This is a genomic window from Nonomuraea sp. NPDC052265 (assembly GCF_044547985.1).
Classification (GTDB): domain Bacteria; phylum Actinomycetota; class Actinomycetes; order Streptosporangiales; family Streptosporangiaceae; genus Nonomuraea.
Genome location: NZ_JBIUBJ010000005.1, coordinates 337416 through 357848, shown reverse-complemented (window position 1 = coordinate 357848; position 20433 = coordinate 337416). Strand labels below are relative to the sequence as shown.

Annotated in this window: 18 protein-coding genes; 5 read left to right on the top strand and 13 right to left on the bottom strand. The window is 71.5% G+C overall.

All coding sequences use genetic code 11. From position 1 onward, the window contains the following. Positions 1 to 7: 7 nt before the first annotated feature. Genes ACIHAD_RS18630 through ACIHAD_RS18610 form a run of 5 tightly spaced genes read right to left on the bottom strand, consistent with a single transcriptional unit; the run spans position 8 to position 4887 of the window. Complete coding sequence (locus ACIHAD_RS18630; RefSeq protein WP_397355715.1) at positions 8 to 790, bottom strand: sugar isomerase domain-containing protein; 783 nt, start codon at positions 788 to 790, stop codon at positions 8 to 10. Then, the gene (locus ACIHAD_RS18625) at positions 790 to 2025 is read right to left on the bottom strand and encodes a hypothetical protein (protein WP_397355713.1); all 1236 of its coding nucleotides are present in this window, start codon (positions 2023 to 2025) and stop codon (positions 790 to 792) included. The genes ACIHAD_RS18630 and ACIHAD_RS18625 overlap by 1 nt, the downstream gene beginning before the upstream one ends. Next, a complete protein-coding gene (locus ACIHAD_RS18620; protein WP_397355712.1) occupies positions 2022 to 2939 on the bottom strand; it encodes an N-acetylglucosamine kinase in 918 nt (305 codons plus the stop codon). Before ACIHAD_RS18620 ends, ACIHAD_RS18625 begins: the two co-directional genes overlap by 4 nt. Before the next feature lie 10 nt (positions 2940 to 2949). Then, on the bottom strand, positions 2950 to 4029 hold the full coding sequence (locus tag ACIHAD_RS18615) for a helix-turn-helix domain-containing protein (RefSeq protein WP_397355710.1): 1080 nt from the start codon (positions 4027 to 4029) through the stop codon (positions 2950 to 2952). A 9-nt stretch (positions 4030 to 4038) separates the two neighbouring features. Next, positions 4039 to 4887, bottom strand: a complete 849-nt coding sequence (locus tag ACIHAD_RS18610; RefSeq protein ID WP_397355709.1) for a fumarylacetoacetate hydrolase family protein — start codon at positions 4885 to 4887, stop codon at positions 4039 to 4041. A 115-nt stretch (positions 4888 to 5002) separates the two neighbouring features. Here ACIHAD_RS18610 and ACIHAD_RS18605 point away from each other — a divergent pair, with 115 nt between their 5' ends. Together ACIHAD_RS18605 and ACIHAD_RS18600 are read left to right on the top strand one after the other, a co-directional pair. Then, a complete protein-coding gene (locus tag ACIHAD_RS18605; protein ID WP_397355708.1) occupies positions 5003 to 6298 on the top strand; it encodes an aspartate aminotransferase family protein in 1296 nt (431 codons plus the stop codon). 64 nt (positions 6299 to 6362) lie between these two features. Further along, on the top strand, positions 6363 to 7469 hold the full coding sequence (locus ACIHAD_RS18600; RefSeq protein WP_397355707.1) for a winged helix DNA-binding domain-containing protein: 1107 nt from the start codon (positions 6363 to 6365) through the stop codon (positions 7467 to 7469). Here ACIHAD_RS18600 and ACIHAD_RS18595 read toward each other — a convergent pair. The 3 genes from ACIHAD_RS18595 to ACIHAD_RS18585 are packed head-to-tail and all read right to left on the bottom strand — an operon-like array spanning position 7440 to position 10224. Continuing rightward, a complete protein-coding gene (locus ACIHAD_RS18595; RefSeq protein WP_397355706.1) occupies positions 7440 to 8261 on the bottom strand; it encodes a carbohydrate ABC transporter permease in 822 nt (273 codons plus the stop codon). The two genes, ACIHAD_RS18600 and ACIHAD_RS18595, sit on opposite strands and share 30 nt — an antisense overlap. Further along, positions 8258 to 9148, bottom strand: coding sequence for a carbohydrate ABC transporter permease (locus tag ACIHAD_RS18590; RefSeq protein WP_397355705.1), 891 nt, complete (start codon positions 9146 to 9148; stop codon positions 8258 to 8260). Before ACIHAD_RS18590 ends, ACIHAD_RS18595 begins: the two co-directional genes overlap by 4 nt. Next, a complete protein-coding gene (locus ACIHAD_RS18585) occupies positions 9145 to 10224 on the bottom strand; it encodes an extracellular solute-binding protein (RefSeq protein WP_397355902.1) in 1080 nt (359 codons plus the stop codon). Before ACIHAD_RS18585 ends, ACIHAD_RS18590 begins: the two co-directional genes overlap by 4 nt. Before the next feature lie 294 nt (positions 10225 to 10518). On the opposite strand from ACIHAD_RS18585, the gene ACIHAD_RS18580 reads away from it, so the two are divergent. The 3 genes from ACIHAD_RS18580 (at position 10519) to ACIHAD_RS18570 (ending at position 13966) form a co-directional block, all read left to right on the top strand. Next, a complete protein-coding gene (locus ACIHAD_RS18580) occupies positions 10519 to 11274 on the top strand; it encodes an IclR family transcriptional regulator (RefSeq protein ID WP_397355704.1) in 756 nt (251 codons plus the stop codon). After that, entirely contained in the window at positions 11271 to 12215 is a 945-nt protein-coding gene (locus ACIHAD_RS18575) for a sugar kinase (RefSeq protein ID WP_397355703.1), read from the top strand. The genes ACIHAD_RS18580 and ACIHAD_RS18575 overlap by 4 nt, the downstream gene beginning before the upstream one ends. Before the next feature lie 86 nt (positions 12216 to 12301). After that, positions 12302 to 13966, top strand: a complete 1665-nt coding sequence (locus ACIHAD_RS18570) for a catalase (protein WP_397355702.1) — start codon at positions 12302 to 12304, stop codon at positions 13964 to 13966. A gap of 7 nt (positions 13967 to 13973) precedes the next feature. On the opposite strand, the gene ACIHAD_RS18565 is transcribed toward ACIHAD_RS18570, so the two are convergent. Genes ACIHAD_RS18565 through ACIHAD_RS18545 form a run of 5 tightly spaced genes read right to left on the bottom strand, consistent with a single transcriptional unit; the run spans position 13974 to position 20352 of the window. Beyond that, positions 13974 to 14879, bottom strand: a complete 906-nt coding sequence (locus ACIHAD_RS18565) for a dihydrodipicolinate synthase family protein (RefSeq protein WP_397355701.1) — start codon at positions 14877 to 14879, stop codon at positions 13974 to 13976. After that, positions 14876 to 15868, bottom strand: a complete 993-nt coding sequence (locus ACIHAD_RS18560; protein WP_397355700.1) for an oligopeptide/dipeptide ABC transporter ATP-binding protein — start codon at positions 15866 to 15868, stop codon at positions 14876 to 14878. Before ACIHAD_RS18560 ends, ACIHAD_RS18565 begins: the two co-directional genes overlap by 4 nt. Then, positions 15861 to 17792: a dipeptide/oligopeptide/nickel ABC transporter permease/ATP-binding protein gene (locus tag ACIHAD_RS18555; protein ID WP_397355699.1), complete on the bottom strand. Its 1932-nt coding sequence runs from the start codon at positions 17790 to 17792 to the stop codon at positions 15861 to 15863. The genes ACIHAD_RS18560 and ACIHAD_RS18555 overlap by 8 nt, the downstream gene beginning before the upstream one ends. Then, complete coding sequence (locus tag ACIHAD_RS18550) at positions 17792 to 18751, bottom strand: ABC transporter permease (RefSeq protein WP_397355698.1); 960 nt, start codon at positions 18749 to 18751, stop codon at positions 17792 to 17794. Before ACIHAD_RS18550 ends, ACIHAD_RS18555 begins: the two co-directional genes overlap by 1 nt. Continuing rightward, positions 18748 to 20352 carry an ABC transporter substrate-binding protein gene (locus ACIHAD_RS18545; protein ID WP_397355697.1) on the bottom strand — a complete coding sequence of 535 codons (1605 nt, stop codon included), beginning with the start codon at positions 20350 to 20352 and terminating at the stop codon, positions 18748 to 18750. Before ACIHAD_RS18545 ends, ACIHAD_RS18550 begins: the two co-directional genes overlap by 4 nt. Positions 20353 to 20433: the final 81 nt, after the last annotated feature.

Below are 20433 nucleotides of genomic sequence, written 5' to 3'. Positions count from 1 at the left end.
TGGGCCTTCACGCGTCTCCCAGCCGTACCCGGTCACCGTACCCGGCCAGCAGTTTCTCGTTGTGCGCGTCGCCTCCGGGGGTGTTGGCGGACCTGTAGACGGGCGGTTCCTGTCCGGCGGCCAGAAACCTGCCGGTCACGTCGGCCACCAGGAGCTGGGCGATCAGGATGCCGGTCACGTTCGACACCGGGCATACGGCGCCGCCACCGGGCAACGGCACGGCCGCGTCCCCGTACGGCGCCCCGTTGTCGATGACCACGTCGGCCAGCCCGTCCAGCCGCGCCCGCACCCCGGTCGCGGCCTCGGGAGCGCCGGCCGCCGCTCGCTCGCGGGTGGCGGCCTCGGCCGCGTGGGCGCGCGAGGTGATCGCGATCACCGGGTGCCCGCGCTCGCCCGCCAGCCGGGCCATCTCGACGATCGCCGCGTTGCCGCCGGAGTTCGAGATGATCACGAAGACGTCGGCCGGCTCGATGTGGGCCAGCTCCCAGATGCGCAGGGCCAGCCCCGGTTGCCGCTCGATCTTCGGGTCGAGGATGTCCTGGAGCGGGGTGTCGCCGTAGTAGGCGAGGTCGCGAATGCCGAGCTGGTTCGCCGGGACCAGCCCGCCGGCCCGCCCGACCAGCTCCAGCGCGACCGCCCTGGAGTGCCCTGTGCCGTACGCCTGCACCACCCCACCGGCCCGCAACCCGTCGTGGATGAGACGTCCGGCCCGTTCGATCGCCGGCCGCTCCGCGTCGAGCACCCGCTCCACGGCAGCCATGGCGACGTTCGCGTACGCGCTCTGGTCCATCACATGTCCTCCAGCAGTTGTCGCGCGGCCCCGGCCAGCGTCTCGGCGCTGCCCGGGGCCACCTGGCTCACCAGCACTTCGTACTCGGCCCGCCGGTACGCCTCGGCGGTCGGCAGGTAGCCGGGATACCCGTTGACGTATCCCAGCACCATGACCGGTCCCTTCGAGGTGATGCTCCCGGCCACGGCAAGGAACGGCTCACCGGGCAGGCCGGCCACGGACAACTCCCCGATGCGGGCGACATGCACGTGCACACCGATCGGGTTCGCGCGGGCCGAGCGCGCCCGCACGCCCTCCAGCCTGCTGCGGGCCATCCGGACGGTGACCGGATCGCCGCTCTCCTCGGCCGCACGCAGGCCGGCTGCCAGCTCCGCCGGATTCGCGGCCAGGGCTTCCTCGCCGGGCGCCACCGGGTCGAGCACCAGCCGCCGGGCCGCCCACGCGACCCGAGAACCCGCCGACCAGGCATGGGCGGGAGGCTCCCGCAGCAGCTCAAGGCAGCGGTCGGCGACCATCCCGGCGAGGCGGTCCAGCTCGGCCGCGTCCTGCCCGCGCCGGGTGTGGCGCGTGCTGATGTCACCTGCCGCACCCGTGGCGACCACCGCCCACACGTCCGGTCCGAGCCTGGCCCGCAGCGCCCGCCGCACGGCCCCGGCCAGGTCGGCGCTGACCAGCCGGCTGGTGGCCGGCAGCACCGTGGGATGAACGGGCAACACCACCAGCACCCCTGCGACCCGCTCGTCCTGCTCCGATCTGTCATGAACGGCGATCACGGTGAGCGGGACCACCGCCGGGGCGGATGGCCGGCTGCGGTCGGCGCCGACGCCGTGGAGTTCGCCCTGGCGCGCCTCGCCGTCGCCCGGGCGCTCGTTGTCGATCGCGCGCCGTACGGCCGCGCTCACCACCTCGCTGAGCCGATCGAGCCAAGGGCCGGGCGTGGGCCCTCCGCCTGGCACGCAGCCGGTTTCCGGCCCCGAGTGCGTGTGGGTGGCGGCGAGCCACAGCTCGCAGCCGAGTGACCGGGCCTGCGACCTGACCCGGTGGGCCAGGTCCTCGTTCACGCAGATGACGTCGGCGGTCGCGAGCGCGAAGCGGCGTTCGCCGTCGAACCAGGTGATGGCCTCCACCGACAGCGGGTCGAGGGAGCCCGCCGACGGGCCGGGACGGTCAAGGTAGCCGCCCATCGGCGTGCCGTCGGGAACGGGCAGGTCCGCGCTGCCGTGGCCCACTCTCATCGTCGCACCGTCCTGATCATCGCTTCGTAGGGTCCTGGTTCTGCGGCGGCGGCCAGCCGGGCGGCACCCGCGAGGCTGTCGCCGTCCGGCGGGCGCGGGCGGGCCCGGGGAACAAGGCGCACCAGTTCCGCCTCGAACGTGGCCCGCAGCGTCGGGTCGCGTAACAGCCGGCCGGTCCACGCCACGGGCACCTCCGTGTCACCGGGCAGGGCGCGGGCGGCCGCCGCCACAGTGGCCGCCAGCTCCCGTGCGGCCTCCGCGACGATGGCGCGGGCCGTGTCGTCGCCGGTCGGGTCGCCGCGAGCCACTTCGAGAACGTGGAGGGCGAATCGCGCCACCTGCGCCACCCCGTCCGGGGCGAGGTAGAGCCTGGCGGGCAGTTCGGACAGGTCGCCGAAGACGTCGTGGGCACGCCGGGTCAGCGGGCCGTCCGCGGCGCGGCCGTCGAAGCCCCGGGCGGCCGCCTCCAGCCCGCGCCGTCCGATCCAGTAGCCGCCGCCCGCGTCGCCGTACAGGAATCCCCATCCGTCCACCTGGCGGACGGCGACGGGCCGGGAGCCGCTGCCGGCGCTCACGCCCAAGGCGATCGCGCCCGTGCCCGCGGCCAGTACGACGCCCGGCCCGCCGGAGAACGCGCCCGCGTGCGAGGTGACCACGTCGGTGGTGACCAGCACCCGCCGGGCCGTCCTGAGCAGCCGGGTGGCCAACCCTTCCGGGTCGTCGAGGATGGTGGTCAGGCCGAGGCAGACGGTGTCGAGCTCACCCCAGCCGTCGCCGATCCGTGACAGCACCGCCTCCACCGGCGAGCCCTCGGCGTAGGACAGGCCGGGTCTGTCGTGCACCTCCCGGATCCGGCCGCCGCTCGCCAGGGCGAGGCGCAGCCCCGTCTGGCCGCCGTCGATCGCCAGGTCCATGGGCCCTCCATCACGAGCCGGGCCGGAGGCCGGCCCTGCGGTATTCGGTCGGGGAACAGCCGACGTGCCGCCGGAACGCGCCGCGCAGCGCCTTCGCGCTCTGGTAGCCGGTGCGGGCCGCGATGACGTCGATGGGCAGCGGTGAGGTGGTCAGCAGCCGCCGCGCGTGCTGCAACCTCAGGCCGGTGAGGTGCCGCAGGAAGGTGGTGCGGCGCTCCTCGGCGAACAGGTGCGAGATGTAGAACGGGCTCGCGCTGACCGCCTCCGCCACCGTCGTCAGGCGCAGCCCCGGATCGGTGTAGTGCTCGGCCAGGTACGCCTCGGCCAGCGCGAGCACGTCCCGGCGCGGAGGCTGCGGCATGAGCCGGCCGAGCGTCTCGCGCAGCCAGATGTGCAGGTAGGAGCGCTCGTGAATGTCGCCGACCGAGACAATGTCCTCGATCGGCAGCCGGGCGCACGCCTCCACCCAGTCGGTCGAGCCGTCGGTCAGCCTGGACCGGTTGGCCACGTCCACCACGAACAGCAGTTGCCCGATGAGCCAGTTGCGCAGCGTCCGGGGGTCCACGTCCCGCTCGCGGGCACACCGGTCCACCCATCCCGCGAGCAGACCCGCCGCACCGTTGCGGTCGCCGGCGCGTACCCGTCTGGAAAGCTCCTGCTCGATGCGGACGGGAGGCGCGAGCGGCGCCCGCGCGGACGACGGCCGGGCGATCACCCGGTCGCCGCCGAGCACGAGCTTGTAGTCGTTGGCCAGCCTGGCGTCGTGCTCGGCCGTCCCACCGCCCGCCGGGCTCGGCGGGCCGAAGCTGACGGTGGCGGTCCACGCCGTCTCGCGTACCATGCACGCGCGCACCTCTTCGGCCAGCGCCGCCGCGTCGCTCATGAGGGCATCGGGGTCGGCTCCGGTCAGCAGGACGAGCCACTCCTCGGGCGGCTGCGGCCGGCAGGTGGCCCCGGGGCGGCTGCGGGTGGCCGCCCGCACCACCTGGTCGGCGTGCTGGAGTTGGCGGCGCGCCCACGGCCTCCCCCGCGCCTGCTCGGAGACCATGTAGTCATCGATGTCCACCAGGGCGGCCACAGCGTAGTCCATGCCCCTACTTTAGGCGGACCGAAATTTGACCGTATTTACGAGCGTGCCGACCCCCGCGACCGTGGCCCGCATGGTGTCGCCGTCCTTGAGCGGCGCGATTCCGGCCACGGTTCCGGTGGCGATCAGGTCTCCGGGCATCAGGGTCATGCCGTCGGACAGGTCCTCGATCAGCCGGGGGAGATCGAAGACCATCTGCTTGGTGTTCGCCTGCTGCCTGACCTCGCCGTCGACCTCCAGGACGAGCTCCAGCGCCTGCGGATCCGGCACCTCGTCCACCGTCGCCAGGAAGGGGCCGACCGGCGCGAAGGTGTCGAACCCCTTCGACTGGTCCCACGGAGCGTTCCTGGCGATGTTGGCGAGTTGCAGGTCGCGGGCCGTCATGTCGTTGATCACGGTGTAGCCGGCCACGGCCTCCCGCCACCGCTCCGCGGGCAGGTCCCTGGTGACCTGGCCGACGACGACCGCCAGCTCCACCTCGTGCTCCAGATGGCGGGTACGGGCGGGCGCCACGACCGGCCGGTTGTGGCCGGTGAGCGCGGATGGCGGCTTGAAGAACAACACCGGCTCGGGCGGCACCTCCATGCCGCTCTCCTCCGCGTGGGCCTGGTAGTTCAGGGCCAAACAGCAGATCTTCGTGCAGGTGGCCACCGGAGGCTCGAAGAGCACCGCGCTCTGGTCCAGCAGAGGCCCTGACGAACGTTCGTCCACCAGCTCGGTGAGCCGGTCGAGTCCGTACGCGCTCAGGGCGGCCACCGGGTCGTCGCCGAGGTCGGCCAGGCTGAGCAGACCGCCGTCCGGGTGCAGGGCCACCAGTTCGACCGGGCCGGAGGGAGTTCGCCGAATACGTCCAAGGAACATGACCGCAACCCCATCAAGGGCCCGCGACCACCACAAGCACCGAAATTTGCGCTGACAACCTGTTTCTTGCCCTCTTTCTTGTCGCCCGGCGACATATCACCGTTTGATGGTGGCCATGACCCGGACTCTGGACGTCAGCCGCGCCCTGTACACCACCGCCCAGCGCCACCTCGCCGGCGGCGTTTCCAGCGACGCCCGCCGCATGGCCGGCGTTCCGCTCTACGTGGACCGGGCGGCGGGCGCGCGCCTCTGGGACGTCGACGGCAACACCTATCTCGACTACGTGCTCGGTCAGGGACCGGCGCTGCTCGGCCACTGTCCACCCGCAGTGGTCGAGGCCGTCACCGCGCAGGTGTCCAGGGGCATCGTCTACTCCGCCCAGCACGCGGCCGAGGCCCGCGTGGCCGAACGGCTCTGCGCCATGGTGCCCTCGGCCGAGCGTGTCAGGTTCAACACCGTGGGCTCGGAGGCCGTGCACGCCGCCTGGCGGTTGGCGCGCGGCTTCACCGGGCGGCCCAAGATCCTCAAGTTCGAGGGGCACTACCACGGCTGGCTGGACCCGGTCCTCTACAGCGTGCATCCTGCGCTGGAGGCCGCCGGGCCCGCCGACCGCCCTGTCGCCGTACCCGGTACGGCGGGTCAGCCGGAGGCCGCCGACCTGGTGATCTGCCCGTGGAACGACATCGACGCCCTGTCCCGGCTGATGGACGAGCACGCGGGGCAGATCGCCGCCGTGGTCACCGAGCCGGTGCTGTGCAACACCGGCGCCATCGAGCCCGATCCCGGCTATCTCCAGGCCGTGCGCGAGCTCTGCGACCGACACGGCAGCCTGCTCGTCTTCGACGAGATCATCACGGGCTTCCGGCTCGCTCCCGGCGGCGCCCAGGAATATCTCGGGGTCTCCCCGGACCTGTCGGTCTTCGGCAAGGCGATGGCGGGCGGGATGCAGGTGTCGGCGCTGGCCGGACGCGCCTTCGTGATGGATGCCATCTCCTCCGGCAAGGTCGCGCACGCCGGCACGTTCAACTCCCAGCCCATCGGCATCGCCGCCGCCGAGGCGACCCTGCGCATCCTCGACGAGCAGCGGGAGGAGGTGTACGGCACCCTGTACGCGCGCGGCCGGGAGCTGATGCGCGGCCTGTCGGAGGCGGCGGCCAAGGCGGGCGTCCCGATGCTGGTCGACGGGCCGGGACCGGTCTTCCAGACCTACTTCACCGAGGCGCCCGCCGTGCGCGACTACCGCGACTTCGCGGCGACGGACCGGGCCATGATGGGCCGGCTGCACGCCGCACTGCTCGACCGCGGGATCAACATGGTGCCGCGCGGCCTGTGGTTCCTGTCCACCGCGCACACCGAGGAGGACATCGCCGCGACCGTCGAGGCGTTCTCGGCGGCGCTGAACTCGCTCTGACCCTCACGGACGCCCCGCCCATCGAGGTCCGGGAACGGCCGCAATAGCCCCTACCTTTGTCCCCATGGATCCCCTCATCTCCCAGCGCGCGCTCAACCGGGCCACCCTCGACAGGCAACTGCTGCTGCGCCGCGGCGGCGGGAGCGTGCAGGAGGTCGTCGAGCGGCTCGGCGGCCTCCAGGCGCAGACCCCCCACACGTGGTACGTCGGCCTGTGGAACCGCATGGAGGGGCTCAAGCCCGAGGACGCCTCCGGCCTGCTGGCCTCCCGCGAGCTGGTGCGGATCGCGTTGCAACGCTCCACCATCCACCTGGTGACCGCCCGCGACTGCCTGGCCATGCGGCCGCTGTTGCAGGTCGTCACCGAGCGCATGACCCGTACGACGTTCGGCAGGCGGCTGGCGGGCGTCGACCTGGACGAGCTGGCCGCGACCGGGCGGGCGCTGCTGGAGGAGCGGCCGATGACCTTCGCCGACCTCGGGCGGGCGCTGGCCGAGCGGTGGCCGGACCACGACCAGCACGCGCTCGGCCAGGGCGTGCGCTGGCTGCTGCCGCTGGTCCAGGTGCCGCCGCGTGGCCTGTGGGGCAGGAGCGGGCCGGTCGCGCACACCACGGCCGAGTCGTGGCTGGGCGGGGCCGGGGTGCCGCAGATGACGCCCGCCGAGCTGGTCCGGCGCTACCTGGCCGCGTTCGGCCCGGCCTCGGTGCAGGACGCGCAGACCTGGTCGGGGCTGACCCGGCTGGGCGAGGTCGTCGAGTCCATGGACCTGGTCCGCTTCAGGGACGCCGCCGGCCGGACGCTGTACGACCTGCCGGAGGCCGTCCGGCCGCCGGAGGACGTCCCGGCGCCGGTGCGGCTGATGTACGACTTCGACAACCTGTTCCTGTCGCACGCCGACCGCTCGCGGGTGATCAGCGAGCGCGGCGCGGCCGTCATGCAGGGGTCGTTCATGGGCACGAACGTCGTCCCCCGGATCATCCTGGTGGACGGCGTCACCGCCGGCGACTGGACGGTGACCAGGGCCAAGGGCGTCTCCACGCTGAACGTCCACCAGTGGACGCCGATCGGCGAGCTGGACGAGGTCGAGCGGGAGGCGCGGCTGCTGCTGGAGTTCCTCGCCCCCGGCGACAGGCACGACGTCTCAGTCCTTGACCGCCCCTCCAAGCCCTGACACGAGCCGCCGCTGCACCGCCACGAAGAAGATCAGCACCGGGATCGTCATCAGCGTCGAGGCCGCCATGATCCCGCCCCAGTCGTTCTCGTTGGGCTTGAAGAAGACGAGCAGCGCCGCGGGCAGGGTCTGGTTGTCCTTGGCCGAGATGATGAAGGTCCGCGCGAAGACGAAGTCGTTCCAGGCGGTGATGAAGGAGAACACGCTGGTCGCCACCAGGCCGGGGGCGACCAGCGGGAACAGGATGCGCCACAGCACGGTCGCGCGGCCGGCCCCGTCGATCATGGCGGCCTCCTCCAGCGCCTCGGGCACCCCGGCGACGAACCCGCGCAGCATCCAGATCGCGAACGGCAGCGTGAACGCGAGCTGCACGACCACCAGCGAGGCCAGCGTGTTGAGCAGCCCCAGGTCCCTGACCACGAAGAACAGCGGGATCGTCAGCGCCTCGACCGGGACCATCTGCGCGACCAGGAACATGATCAGCACGGTCGTCCTGAACCGGAAGGCGAACCTGGTCACGGCCACCGCCGCCAGGAAGGCGATCCCGGCCGACAACACGACCACGACGAGCGCCACGATCGCGCTGTTGAGCAGGTAGCGGGCGAAGTTCTCCCCGGTCAGCACGCGGACGAAGTTGTCCAGCGTCGGGTGCGACGTCCAGGGCCTGACCTCCAGCGACTGGATCTCCCCCGCGGGCTTGAGCGCCGACAGGACCATCCAGTAGAGCGGGAACGCGGTGAGGAAGGCGACCACCAGCGCGACCGTGTTGGGCAGAAGACGTCGTCGGTTCACAGGCGTTCCCCACTGCGCCGCAGCGCACGGATGTAGAACAGGGTGATCACGAGCAGGATCAGCGTCATGACGACGGCGACGGCCGAGCCGAGGCCGTACTCGGAGGAGCCGAAGGCGATCTGGTAGGCGTAGACGTTGAGCACGGTGTTCTGCCCGGCCACGCCGCCGCCGTTGGTCATCACGTAGATCTGGGTGAAGATCTTGAAGTCCCAGATGACCGACTGGATGACCACGATCGTGACCAGTGGCCGCAACATCGGCACGATGATCCGCCAGAATCCCTGCCAGGCCGAGGCGCCGTCGAGCGCGGCGGCCTCCAGCACCGAGGCGGGGACGGCCCGGATGCCCGCGTACAGGGTGATCATCACCAGCGGGAACGAGTGCCACACGACCGTCGCGCCGACCACGCCGAAGGTGACCCACCGGTCGTAAAACCAGTTGAACCCGTCGATCCCGAGCACCTGGTCGACCAGGCCGAGGTCGGCGTCGAACAGGAACATCCACACGGTGGAGCCGGTCATCGCGGGCGCCGCCCACGCGCCGAGCGCGGCCAGCGACAGGGCCGTCCTCGGCACCGGCCCGGTCCTGGTCAGCAGCACGGCCAGGGCCGCGCCGACCGCCAGCGTCGCGACGACCAGCGCCGCCGCGAACCCCACGGTCTGCGCCAGCACCTCCCAGAACCGCCGGTCGCCGAGCAGCGCGGCGTAGTTGCCGAACCCGACGAACGTGCTCGGCTGCCCGCCGCTGACCTGCGCCTGCCGGTAGTCGAAGACCGACAGCAGGCCCAGCATGTAGACCGGATAGCCGAACATCGGGACCAGCACGGCCGCCGCGGGCAGCAGATAGAGCCAGGGACGCCCGCGGCGGGCGGTCGTACCTCGGCTCACGAGCGGCCGAAGGCGGTCTTGACGGCCGCGGCCGCCTCGGTGGTGGCCTGCTCGACCGTGGACTGACCGGTCGCCACCTTCTGCAGCATCGTGGGGATGACCTTGCCGTTGTCGATCTTCACCCAGGCGGGATCGATCGGCACGAACCGGGTGCCCTTGGCCACCGTGTCCAGGAACGGCTTGACGAACGGGTCCTTGACCGCCAGCTCGTCGCGGGCCGAGGTGAGCGTCGGAAGGTTGCCCATCGCGTCGTACATCCTGGCCTGGTACGCCTTGCCGCCCAGGAGCTTGACGAAGTCCGCGGCCAGGGTGCGGTGACCGGCGTTCTTCAGCACGCCCAGGTTGTTGCCGCCGGCGAAGGCGGGCGCGATCGAGCCCTCGGCCGCGCCGGGCAGCGGGACGACGGCGTACTTGCCGGCCGCCGCGCCGGCGTCCACGGCCGAGCGGTTGAAGTTGCCCAGGATGCCCATCGCGGCCTTGCCACCGGCGAACAGCTCGACCGTCCTGCCGCCGGTCAGCGAGACGCACGCCTGCGGCGGGCAGACCTCGTCGGTCAGCAGGTCCGTGTACGCCTTGACGCCCTTGCGCGACTGCGGCGAGTCGAGCGAGGTGATGTCGCCGCCGGCGTCCCAGACGAAGGGCAGGGCGCCGAAGGTGTACTCGCCGCCGACGGCGATGCCGTACAGGTCGGGCTTCTTCTTTCGGATCGTGCGGGCGGTCTCGGTCAGCGCGGCGAGCGACGTGGGCGGTTTCAGGCCCAGCTCGTCGAAGACGTCGGTGCGGTAGTAGAGGGCGCGGATGCCGATGAACCAGGGCAGGCCGTACTGCCCGCCCTGGACGGAGGCCGACCTGACCAGGTCGGGGGTCAGGTCCAGGCCCTTCAGGTCGGCGGTGAGGTCGGCGAAACCGCCGGCGGCGGCGTACTCGGCGAGGTCGGTGTTGCCGTACTCGGCGACGTCCGGGGAGCTGGCCGGGTCGTTGAAGGCGCCCTTGAACTTCTCGTGCCGGGCGGGCGAGGTGGGGATGTAGGTGACCTCGACCTTGACGTCCGCGTGCGCGGCGGTGAACTCCTTGATCGCCTCGTTGACGACCTTGTCCTTGGGGGCGCGGTTGGGTTCGTCGAAGAGCCAGACGCGCAGCGTCCCCGTCCGCTCGTCGCCGCCGCCGGAGGCGGGAGCGGTCGAGGGTGCGCAGGCGGCCAGCGTGAGCAGGGCCGTTCCGGCCGCGCAAAGTAAAGAAACTTCACTATTACCTCCTGAGCGCAGACACTAGGAATTCGTCCAGGGGTCGAGAAGACTTGTCAGAAGATGTTGTGCACTGCACAACAGGGTGCTGCATTTCGCGAAATTTCATCGAATATGGTGACGTTCGTGCCCGAACGCAACCAGTCCGCCTCGCTCCGGCGGGCCCTGGCCGTCCTGGACCACGTACGCGGCCACACCGGCCTGTCGCTCACCCAGCTCGCCGAGGCCGTCGGCCTGTCCAAGAGCACGGTGCTGCGGCTGACCGTCCCGCTCGTGGAGGCCAGGCTGCTCGAACGCGACCGCAGGACCGGGGCGTACCGGCTGGGGCACGGCACCCTCCAGCTCGGGCAGGCGTACCTGGCCACGCTCGACCTGCGCGCGGTCGCGGCCGAGGAGTCGCACCGGCTGATGAGCGAGGTGCGCGAGACCGTCCACCTGGTCGTCTACGACCACCCCCACGTCGTCTACATCGACAAGGTGGAGAACGAGACGAACGTGCGGATGGCCTCGCGCATCGGCAGCCGCGGCCCGGTGCACGCCACGGCGGTCGGCAAGGCGATCCTGGCCTGGCAGCCGGAGGACGCGCTGGCCGGGCTGGCGCTCGAACCGATCACCAAGCACACCATCACCGACCCCGACCGGCTGCGCGCCGAGCTGACCCACATCCGGCGGCGCGGCTACGCGGTGGACGACCGCGAGAACGAGCCCGAGGTGCGCTGCGTCGCCGCGCCGATCTTCAACCACAACGACGCCGTCGTCGCCGCCGTCTCGGTCTCCGGGCTCACCTCGCGGATCCCCGCCGCGCGGGTGCGGGAGCTGGGACCGCTGGTGGCCGGGGCGGCGTCGCGGATCTCCAGAAAGCTGGGCAGGCCGACCACATGACCGAACTGGTGACCTTCGGCGAGACCATGGCGCTGTTCGCCGCCCGGCGTACCGGGCCGCTGCGCTTCGCCCGCGACTTCGACCTGGGGCTCGGCGGCGCCGAGTCGAACGTGGCGATCGGCGTGGCCCGGCTCGGCCACCGCGCGACGTGGGCCGGGCGGGTGGGCGACGACGAGTTCGGCGACCTGATCCGGGCCACGCTCGCCGGTGAGGGCGTGGACGTGCGCGCGGTCGCCGACCCGGACGCCCCCACCGGACTGATGATCAAGGGCAGGCGCACGGCCGATCTCGTGGACGTGCGCTACTACCGCAAGGACAGCGCCGGGTCCCGGCTGCGGCCGGGCGACCTCGATCCGGCGCTGATCTCCTCGGCCCGGGTGCTGCACGTCTCCGCGATCACCCCGGCGCTGTCGCCGTCGGCCCGCGAGACCGTGGCGCACGCGATCGCCGTGGCGCGGGCGGCCGGCGTGCTCGTCTCGCTGGACGTCAACTACCGCCGGGCCCTGTGGGCGGCGAAGGAGGCCGGTGCCTGGCTGCGGGAGACGGTCGGCGGGGTGGACGTGCTGTTCGCGACCGTGCCGGAGGGCCGCCTGATCGCCGACGTCGAGGACCCGGCGGAGCTGGCCGAGGCGCTGGCCTCGCTCGGGCCCTCGTACGTGCTGGTCAAGTCGGGGGCCGAGGGCGCGCTGGAGCTGTCGGGCGGGGTGCTGCGGCGGGCGCGGCCGTACCGGGTGACGGAGGTGGACCCCGTGGGGGCCGGGGACGCCTTCGCGGCCGGGTGGCTGGCCGACTGGCTGGCCGGGGCCGAGCCGGAACGGCGGCTGGACACCGCCTGCGCGGCGGGCGCGTTCGCGGTGACCTCGCAGGGCGACTGGGAGAGCCTGCCCCGCCGGGCCGACCTGGGCCTGCTCGGCCGGGCCACCGACGACGTGAGCAGGTAGCCGCCCCGAGGACGAGGTTTTGCCCGTTTCCGATCCGGCCTTGAGGGCAGCCGGGGAAGATCTCGTCCGGGGAGAGGAACAGTGCGATGACAGACGTCTCCAGCAAGGGTCCGCAGTCGGACGACGAGCGCGAGGTGCTCACCAACCGGCAAGGGCATCCCGTCTACGACAACCAGAACCAGCGGACGGTCGGCCCGCGTGGACCGGCGACGCTGGAGAACTACCAGTTCCTGGAGAAGATCAGCCACTTCGACCGCGAACGCATCCCCGAACGGGTGGTGCACGCCAGGGGCACGCTGAGCTACGGCTACTTCGAGGCGTACGGCAGGATCGGCGACGAGCCGGTCAGCCGCTACACCAGGGCCAGGCTGTTCCAGGAGGCCGGCAAGCGCACCGACGTGGCGCTGCGCTTCTCCACCGTGATCGGCGGCCGGGACTCCGCCGAGACCGCCCGCGACCCGCGCGGTTTCGCGATCAAGTTCTACACCGAGGACGGCAACTGGGACCTCGTGGGCAACAACCTGGCCGTCTTCTTCATCAGGGACGCCATCAAGTTCCCCGACGTCATCCACTCCCTCAAGCCCGACCCGGTCACCTTCCGGCAGGACCCGAACCGCATCTTCGACTTCATGTCGCAGACGCCCGAGGCGATGCACATGCTGGTCAACCTGTTCAGCCCGCGCGGCATCCCCGCCGACTACCGGCACATGCAGGGATTCGGGGTGAACACCTACAAGTGGGTCAACCAGCAGGGCGAGACGTTCCTGGTCAAGTACCACTGGATGCCCAAGCAGGGCGTGCGCAGCATGACCGAGGCGGACGCGGCGGTCGTCCAGGCGGGCGACCTCGGGCACGCGACGAAGGACCTGCACGACGCCATCGAGCGCGGCGACTACCCCGAGTGGGAGCTGCTGGTCCAGCTCATGAGCGACGAGGAGCACCCCGAGCTGGACTTCGACCCGCTCGACGACACCAAGGTGTGGCCGGAGAACGAGTTCCCGGCCAGGCCGGTCGGCCGCCTGGTCCTCAACCGCAACGTCGACAACCAGTTCGCCGAGAACGAGCAGGCCGCCTTCGGCACCGGCGTCCTGGTGGACGGCCTCGACTTCTCCGACGACAAGATGCTGGTCGGCCGGACGTTCTCCTACAGCGACACCCAGCGCTACCGGGTCGGCCCGAACTACCTGCAACTGCCGGTCAACCAGGCCAGGAACGCGCCCATCAGGACCAACCAGCGCGACGGCCAGATGGCGTACTTCGTCGACACCGGCGGCGAGGACCCGCACATCAACTACGAGCCCTCGCTCCGCGGCGGCCTGCGCGAGGCCGAGTACCCGACCCTGGACGAGGAGGGCCCGGTCATCAACGGCCGGGTCATGCGCGGGCGCATCCCGAGGACCAACGACTACAAGCAGGCGGGCCAGCGCTACCTGCTCATGGAGCAGTGGGAGCGCGACGACCTCGTGCGCAACTTCGTCGACGCGCTGAGCCGGTGCGACCGGCGCATCCAGGAGCGCATGGTCTGGCACTTCCTCCTCGTGGAGGACGACCTGGGCCTGCGCGTGGGCGAGGGCCTCGGCATCACCCCGGACGACGTCTCCCGGCTTGAGCCGCTGGCGGGCCAGGAGCTCACCGGCGAGGACCGGGAGCGCCTGGTCAAGCTGGGACACAACGGCCCGCGCGACGTGGAGGGGCTGAAGATGACCCACTGCGTGCCCAACGAGCGGGCCGCCCACGCCGACGGCCTCTGAGCGGCGGCTACAGCAGCCCGGCGGCGGCCAGCAGCTTGCCGATGCGGCCGGTCTCGTCGTCGTTCAGCGGGATCTGCGGCAGCGCGGTGAGCGGGCAGTCGATGACGCCCCGCAGGTGCAGTGCGGCCTTGAACGCGCCCAGCCCCGCCGAGCTGCCGCCCATGCGGCGCGCGCCGACCCGGACGATCTCGAACAGCCTGACCAGGCGTTCCTGCTCGGTCCTGGCCGCCTCCCAGTCACCACGGGAGGCGGCCCGGTACAGCTCGGCGTACCCGTGGGGGTCCACGTTGCCGAGGCCGGGCACGACGCCGTCGGCGCCCATCCACAACGCGGAGTCCACGGTCACCTCCGACCCGGTGAGCACGCTGAACGGCGCCCGGCGGCCCAGGATGACCTGGCGCATGCCGCCCTCGTCGCCGCTGGAGTCCTTCACCCCGGCGAGCGCGCCCTCGGCGGCCAGGTCGAGCAGCAGGTCGGCGCCCAGCTTGGTGTGCACGCTGACCGGCAGGTCGTAGGCGTAGACCGGCAGGCCGCCGCGGGCGGCGATCGTCCGGAAGTGGGTGCGGATCTCGTCGGGATGGGTGCGCGTGTAGAACGGCGCGGTCGCCACCAGCGCCGACGCCCCGGCCTCCGCCGCGACACGGGCGTGTTCGAGCACCCGCGGCGTGGTCATGTCGATCACCCCGGCCAGCACCGGCACCTGACCGCCCACGTGCCCGACGACCGTGTCCAGCACCACCCGCCGCTGCGCGTCGGTCAGATAGGCCACCTCCGAGGAGGAGCCGAGCACGAACAGCGCGTCCACCCCGCCCTCCAGCAGGTGGTCCACCAGCCGCGTCAGGGAGGCGGCGTCCACCTCGTGGCCGGGGGTCAACGGGGTGCAGACCGGGGGGATCACGCCGGTCAAACTCATGAGTGCTCCTGGATCAGCTCTAGGTCGGTGGCTCCGGCCGCCACCGGGTGGTGGCAGTGGAAGAGGTGGTCGTCCCCGGCCCGCGTGGCGGCGGGCGGCTCGGCCGCGCACAGGTCGTCGGCCCGCCAGCACCGGGTGCGGAACGGGCAGCCGCTCGGCGGCCTGGTGGCCGACGGCACGGCCCCCACCAGCGGGATCGGGTTGATGGGCGAGATCAGCCCCGGGGTGGCGGAGAACAGCGCCCGCGTGTACGGATGCCTGGCCCGCCCCGGCACGGACTGCGCGGGCGTCTGCTCGACGATCCTGCCCAGGTACATGGTGACCACGCGGTCGCTCATCCTGCGTACGGTCTGGATGTCGTGCGAGATGAACACCAGCGCCAGCCCGAGCCGTTCCTTGAGGTCGAGCAGCAGGTTGAGGATCTGGGCGCGGACCGACACGTCGAGGGCGCTGGTGGGCTCGTCGGCGACGACCAGCCCGGGTTCGAGCGCGAGCGCCCTGGCCACGGCCACCCGCTGCCGCTGCCCGCCGGAGAGCTGGCCGGGCAGCGCGCCGCCCGCGCCCGCGGGCAGGCCGACCAGGTCCAGCAGCTCGCGCACGCGGTCCTCGCGCTGGGCGGGGGTGCCGTGGCGGTGGACGTCGAGCGGGTCGCGCAGGATCCGCCCGACCGGCAGCCGCCGGTTGAGCGCCGTGGACGGGTCCTGGAAGATCATGCCGACGCCGCCGCCGACGAGCGCGCGCCGCTCGCCCTGCGCCAGCGTCCACAGGTCGCGGCCGTGCAGGCGCACGTTTCCCGAGGTCGGCCGTTGCAGGCCGACCAGCACCTTGGCCAGCGTGGACTTCCCGCAGCCCGACTCCCCCACGATCCCGACGGTCTCGCCGGGCGCGACGGTCAGCGACGCGGCGGTCAGGGCGTGCACGCGGTCGCGCGAGAACAGCCCTCCCGACCGGGCCTTGTGCACGACGTGCACGTCGTCCAGCTCAAGCATGTCGCTCACTCCCCACGAGTTCGACCGCCGGGTGGTGGCAGGCCACCGCGTGCCGCCTGGCCTCTCCGGCCAGCACCGGGGTCTGCGTACGGCACACGGCGGTGGCCATCGGGCATCGGTCGGCGAACCTGCACCCGGCCGGGAAGTCGGCGGGCGCGGGCACCACGCCGGGGATCTGCGTCAGCCGCTCGGCCCCCGACTCCAGCGACAGCACCGCGCCGAGCAGCCCCCGGGCGTAGTGGTGGGCGGGCTCGCCGACCAGGGCGGCGGTGGCGCCGGTCTCGACGATCTGGCCGCCGTACATGACGACGACGCGGTCGGTGACGTCGGCGACCAGGGCCAGGTCGTGCGAGACCAGGATCAGCGCGAACCCCAGCTCCTCGCGCAGCCGCAGCAGCAGCTCGATGACCTGCGCCTGGACGGTCACGTCGAGCGCGGTCGTCGGCTCGTCGGCGACGATCAGCTTGGGGTCGCGCGAGAGCGCCATCGCGATCAGCACCCGCTGCCGCTGGCCGCCCGACAACTCGTGCGGGTAGGCCGACAGGGTGCGGCGGGCGTCGAGGCCGACCAGTTCGAGCAGCTCGGCGGGGGTACGCCGGCCGCCCCTGCGGGTGACCTGCCTGAGCTGCGCCTTGATGGTCATGGCCGGGTTGAGCGAGGACAGCGCGTCCTGGTAGACCATCGCCATCTCGTGGCCGAGCAGGCGGCGGCGGGCGGCGCGCGGCAGCGCCAGCAGTTCCTTCCGGTCGAAGCGCACGTGCCCGCTGACGTGGGCCTGGCGCGGTTGCAGGCCCATGATGGTCAGGGCGGTCAGCGACTTGCCGCAGCCGGACTCGCCGACCAGGCCGACGACCTCGCCGGGCCACACCTCGAAGCCGATGCCGTCCACGATGTCCACGCCCGGCTCGAAGCCGATGCGCAGGCGTTCGACGCTGAGGATCGGCCGGCCCTGCGGCAGGGGGCGGGCGCGTTCGGCCAGCCGGCGCGCCGCCTCGGCCAGGCCCGGCAGTTCGAGCACCTGGCCGGTGCCGGGGGCGGCCTGCTCGAACGCGTCGTCCTTCTTGGGGGCGGCCCTGCGTACCGGGGCGGCCCAGGCGTCGGAGATGCCCTCGGACAGGATGTTCAGGGCCAGCACGGTGAGCAGGATCAGCAGGCCGGGGAAGACCGTGGCCCACCAGCCGCCGAGCAGCACCAGGTTCTTGCCGTCGGCGATGACGCTGCCCCACGACGGGTTCGGCGGCCGTACGCCGGCGCCGATGAACGACAGCGACGCCTCGAACACGATCGCGTCGGCCACCATCACCGTGCAGAACACCAGCACGGGCGCCGCGCAGTTGACCGCGACGTGCCTGAGCACGATGTACGGCGTGCGGGCGCCGATGACGCGTTCGGCCGCCACGTAGTCCTCGCCGTACTGGGCGATCACGTTGGCCCGCACGACCCTGGCCACGGACGGCATGTAGAGGAAGGCCATGGCCATGACCAGCACCGGGATGCTGCCGCCGAACACCGCGACCAGCACGGCGGCCAGCGCGATGCCGGGGAAGGCCATGATCACGTCGAGCACGCGCATGACGGTCTCGTCCACGACCCGGCGCGAGGTGGCCGCGACCGCGCCGACGACCGCGCCGGCCACCAGGGCGAGGCCGGTGGCGCCGAGCCCGATGATCAGCGACCAGCGGGCGCCGTACAGGAGCCTGGACAGGATGTCGCGGTTGGCGCTGTCGAGGCCCATCCAGTGCGCCGCCGACGGGCCGCCGCCGGCGGCCTCCTGGAAGTACGGCGAGTGCGGCGCGATCAGCGGCGCCAACAGGGCCGCCAGCACGACCACGACGATGACGCCGACCGCCGGCCACGACGCCAGGGGCAGCCGCCGGAAGGCGACGCCGGGCCTGGACAGGCGTTCGGTGAGTCCGCTTCTCATCAGGCGGCACTCCTCAGGCGGGGGTTGACCAGCAGGTAGAGGATGTCGACGACCAGGTTGACCACCATGAAGCCGATCGCGATGGTGAGCACGACGCCCTGCACCACGGCCGGATCGCCGTCGCGCACCGCGTTGATCATGAGCTGGCCCATGCCGGGCAGGCCGTAGATCGTCTCGATCACCACCGTGCCGCCGATCAGGTAGCCGACGCGCAGGCCGAGCACGGTCAGCGGGTTGATCAGCGCGTTGCGCAGCACGTTGCGGCCGACCACGACGATCATCGGCAGGCCGCTGCCGATCGCGGTGCGCACGTAGTCGCGGTCCAGCTCCTCGACCATCGACGTGCGGATGATGCGGGTGAGCTGGGCGGCGATCGGCAGCGACAACGACAGCGCGGGCAGCGTCATCGACTGCAGCCAGCCGGTGAGGGAGTCGGCGGGGTTGATGTAGCCGCCGGTCGGGAACAGGCCCTGGCCGACCGCCAGCCACTGGATCATCAGCAGCGCCAGCCAGAACGCCGGGGCCGCCACGCCGACCAGCGACACGACCCGGATCGCCTGGTCGGGCCAGCGGTCGCGGAACAGCGCCGCGGTCACGCCGAACACCAGCGAGAGCACGATCGCCACGGCCAGGCCGAGGAACGTGAGCTGGAGGGTCAGCGGCAGCGCGGTCGTCACCGACTCGACGACCGGCTTCTTGGTGAGCACGCTGGTGCCCATGTCGCCCTGGGCGAGGTCGGCGACGAAGCGCGCGTACCGCAGCGGCAGCGGGTCCAGCAGGCCGTTCTCCTCCTGGAAGCGGTGGATCTGCTCCGCCGTGGGGTTCGCGCCCTGGAAGTAGGCGTACTCGGGCTTGACGCCCGAGAAGCGCATCACGACGAACACGAATGCGACCACGCCCAGGACCAGCGGGATCAGGATGAGGAGCCGCCGCAGCAGCATCCTGAGTACGAGCGTCATGTCCTCTTGGCCTGCAGCAGGTTGATGCCGGGGTAGGGCTGGGCGCGGATGCCGGAGAGCTTCTTCGGGTCCCAGGCGGTCATCAGCTCGTTGTGGACGACGGGATAGAGCACGGCCTGCTCGGCGACCAGGTCCAGATATTCGTGGATCTGGTCGGCCTTCTTGGCCTTGTCCGTCTCCTTTCCGGCCGCGTCCATCATGGCGAACAGCTTCTCGGCGTCCTTGCTGCCGTCCCAGTGGCTGTACTTCATCCACAGGCCGCCGGGCACGTAGTTGTAGTGCAGGATCAGGTCGGCGTCCATGCCGAACTGGTTGGGGTTCGAGGCCGCCGCGACCACCTGGTAGTCCTGGAACTGGTCCATCTTGGTGAACAGCGCGGCCGTGTCCTGCGGCTCCAGCGTGGTCTTGATCCCGACGGCCTCCCAGGAGGCGGCGATGGTGGGCAGGCAGTCGACGATCCAGCTCACGTTGACGGCCATGAGGTTGACCGTCAGGTTCGTCACCCCCGCCTCCTTCAGCAGCGCCTTGGCCTTGTCGGGGTCGTGGTCGTAGACGACCGAGGCGCGCCGGTGGTCGGGATGGCCCTCGTTGAGGAAGGAGCTGGAGGCCGTGCCGTGGCCCTTGAGCGCCACGTCGATCATCTTCTGCTTGTCGATGGCGTAGTGCAGGGCCTGGCGGACGCGTACGTCGTCGAAGGGCTTGGCGGCGGTGTTGAACATCAGGAACATGTGGTTCATGCCCTTGCCGCCCTCGACCGTGAGTCCCTGCTGCTTGAGCTGCTCGACGTTGGCGTACGGGATGTTGTCGGCGATCTGCGCCTCGGCCGAGCCGCCGGAGATCTTGGCCACCCGGGCGGAGGCGTCCACGATGGTCAGCCAGTTCATCTTCTTGACGGTGGCCGGGCGCGGCCCGTTGTAGCCGTCGAACGCCTCGAAGGTGGTGTTGGATTTCGGGTTGTGCGCCGTCTGCTTGTACGGCCCGGAGCCGACCGTCATGCCGCTCTTGGCCTTGTCCCACGCGCCCCCCTGGCTGAACACGTGCTTCGGCATGATCTTGGCGATGGTCAGCCGGGGCGCCGCGTCGGGGAAGGGGAACTTGAGGACCAGCTCCACGTTCCGGTCGTCCACCTTCTTCACCTCCTGGAGCCAGGACTTGAAGAAGTTGCCGGTCAGCACGTTGTCTGGGCCGAGGATGCGCTCGAACGTGAACACGACGTCGTCGGCGGTGACCGGCTGCCCGTCGTGCCACTTGGCGCCCTCGCGCAGGGAGAACGTCCAGGACGTGGCGTTCGGGTCGGTGGGCAGCGCCGTGGCCAGGGCCGGGTACGGCTCCCGGGTGACCGGGTCGGTGTCGAGCAGTCCTTCGTAGATGTGGCTGATCCCGGCCATCGCGAACGCCGACGCGGTCTGCGTCGGGTCCCAGCTCTGGTCGTTGCCGTAGCCGATGACGGCGGTGATCAGGTCTTTGTTCGATCCGGCGCCGACCGAGCCGGTCGAGGCCGGGCCTCCGGAACAGGCGGAGAGGGTGGTCGCGATGAACGCCGCCGCACCCGTGGCCCCGCTGTAGCGCAGGAAGTCACGGCGGCTGAACTCAGAGCTCACGGATGCCTCCTGGGGGGAAAGGTAGAACGTAGGACATCCCATGTCCTATCTTGTGCGTAACGTGGACGCTAAACGCCAGGG

Bases quoted from the DNA above. Each gene is read 5' to 3' on its own strand.
- ACIHAD_RS18630 (WP_397355715.1), bottom strand. From the start codon at position 790: ATGGACCAGAGCGCGTACGCGAACGTCGCCATGGCTGCCGTGGAGCGG.
- ACIHAD_RS18625 (WP_397355713.1), bottom strand. From the start codon at position 2,025: ATGAGAGTGGGCCACGGCAGCGCGGACCTGCCCGTTCCCGACGGCACG.
- ACIHAD_RS18620 (WP_397355712.1), bottom strand. From the start codon at position 2,939: ATGGACCTGGCGATCGACGGCGGCCAGACGGGGCTGCGCCTCGCCCTG.
- ACIHAD_RS18615 (WP_397355710.1), bottom strand. From the start codon at position 4,029: ATGGACTACGCTGTGGCCGCCCTGGTGGACATCGATGACTACATGGTC.
- ACIHAD_RS18610 (WP_397355709.1), bottom strand. From the start codon at position 4,887: ATGTTCCTTGGACGTATTCGGCGAACTCCCTCCGGCCCGGTCGAACTG.
- ACIHAD_RS18605 (WP_397355708.1), top strand. From the start codon at position 5,003: ATGACCCGGACTCTGGACGTCAGCCGCGCCCTGTACACCACCGCCCAG.
- ACIHAD_RS18600 (WP_397355707.1), top strand. From the start codon at position 6,363: ATGGATCCCCTCATCTCCCAGCGCGCGCTCAACCGGGCCACCCTCGAC.
- ACIHAD_RS18575 (WP_397355703.1), top strand. From the start codon at position 11,271: ATGACCGAACTGGTGACCTTCGGCGAGACCATGGCGCTGTTCGCCGCC.
- ACIHAD_RS18570 (WP_397355702.1), top strand. From the start codon at position 12,302: ATGACAGACGTCTCCAGCAAGGGTCCGCAGTCGGACGACGAGCGCGAG.
- ACIHAD_RS18565 (WP_397355701.1), bottom strand. From the start codon at position 14,879: ATGAGTTTGACCGGCGTGATCCCCCCGGTCTGCACCCCGTTGACCCCC.
- ACIHAD_RS18560 (WP_397355700.1), bottom strand. From the start codon at position 15,868: ATGCTTGAGCTGGACGACGTGCACGTCGTGCACAAGGCCCGGTCGGGA.
- ACIHAD_RS18555 (WP_397355699.1), bottom strand. From the start codon at position 17,792: ATGAGAAGCGGACTCACCGAACGCCTGTCCAGGCCCGGCGTCGCCTTC.
- ACIHAD_RS18550 (WP_397355698.1), bottom strand. From the start codon at position 18,751: ATGACGCTCGTACTCAGGATGCTGCTGCGGCGGCTCCTCATCCTGATC.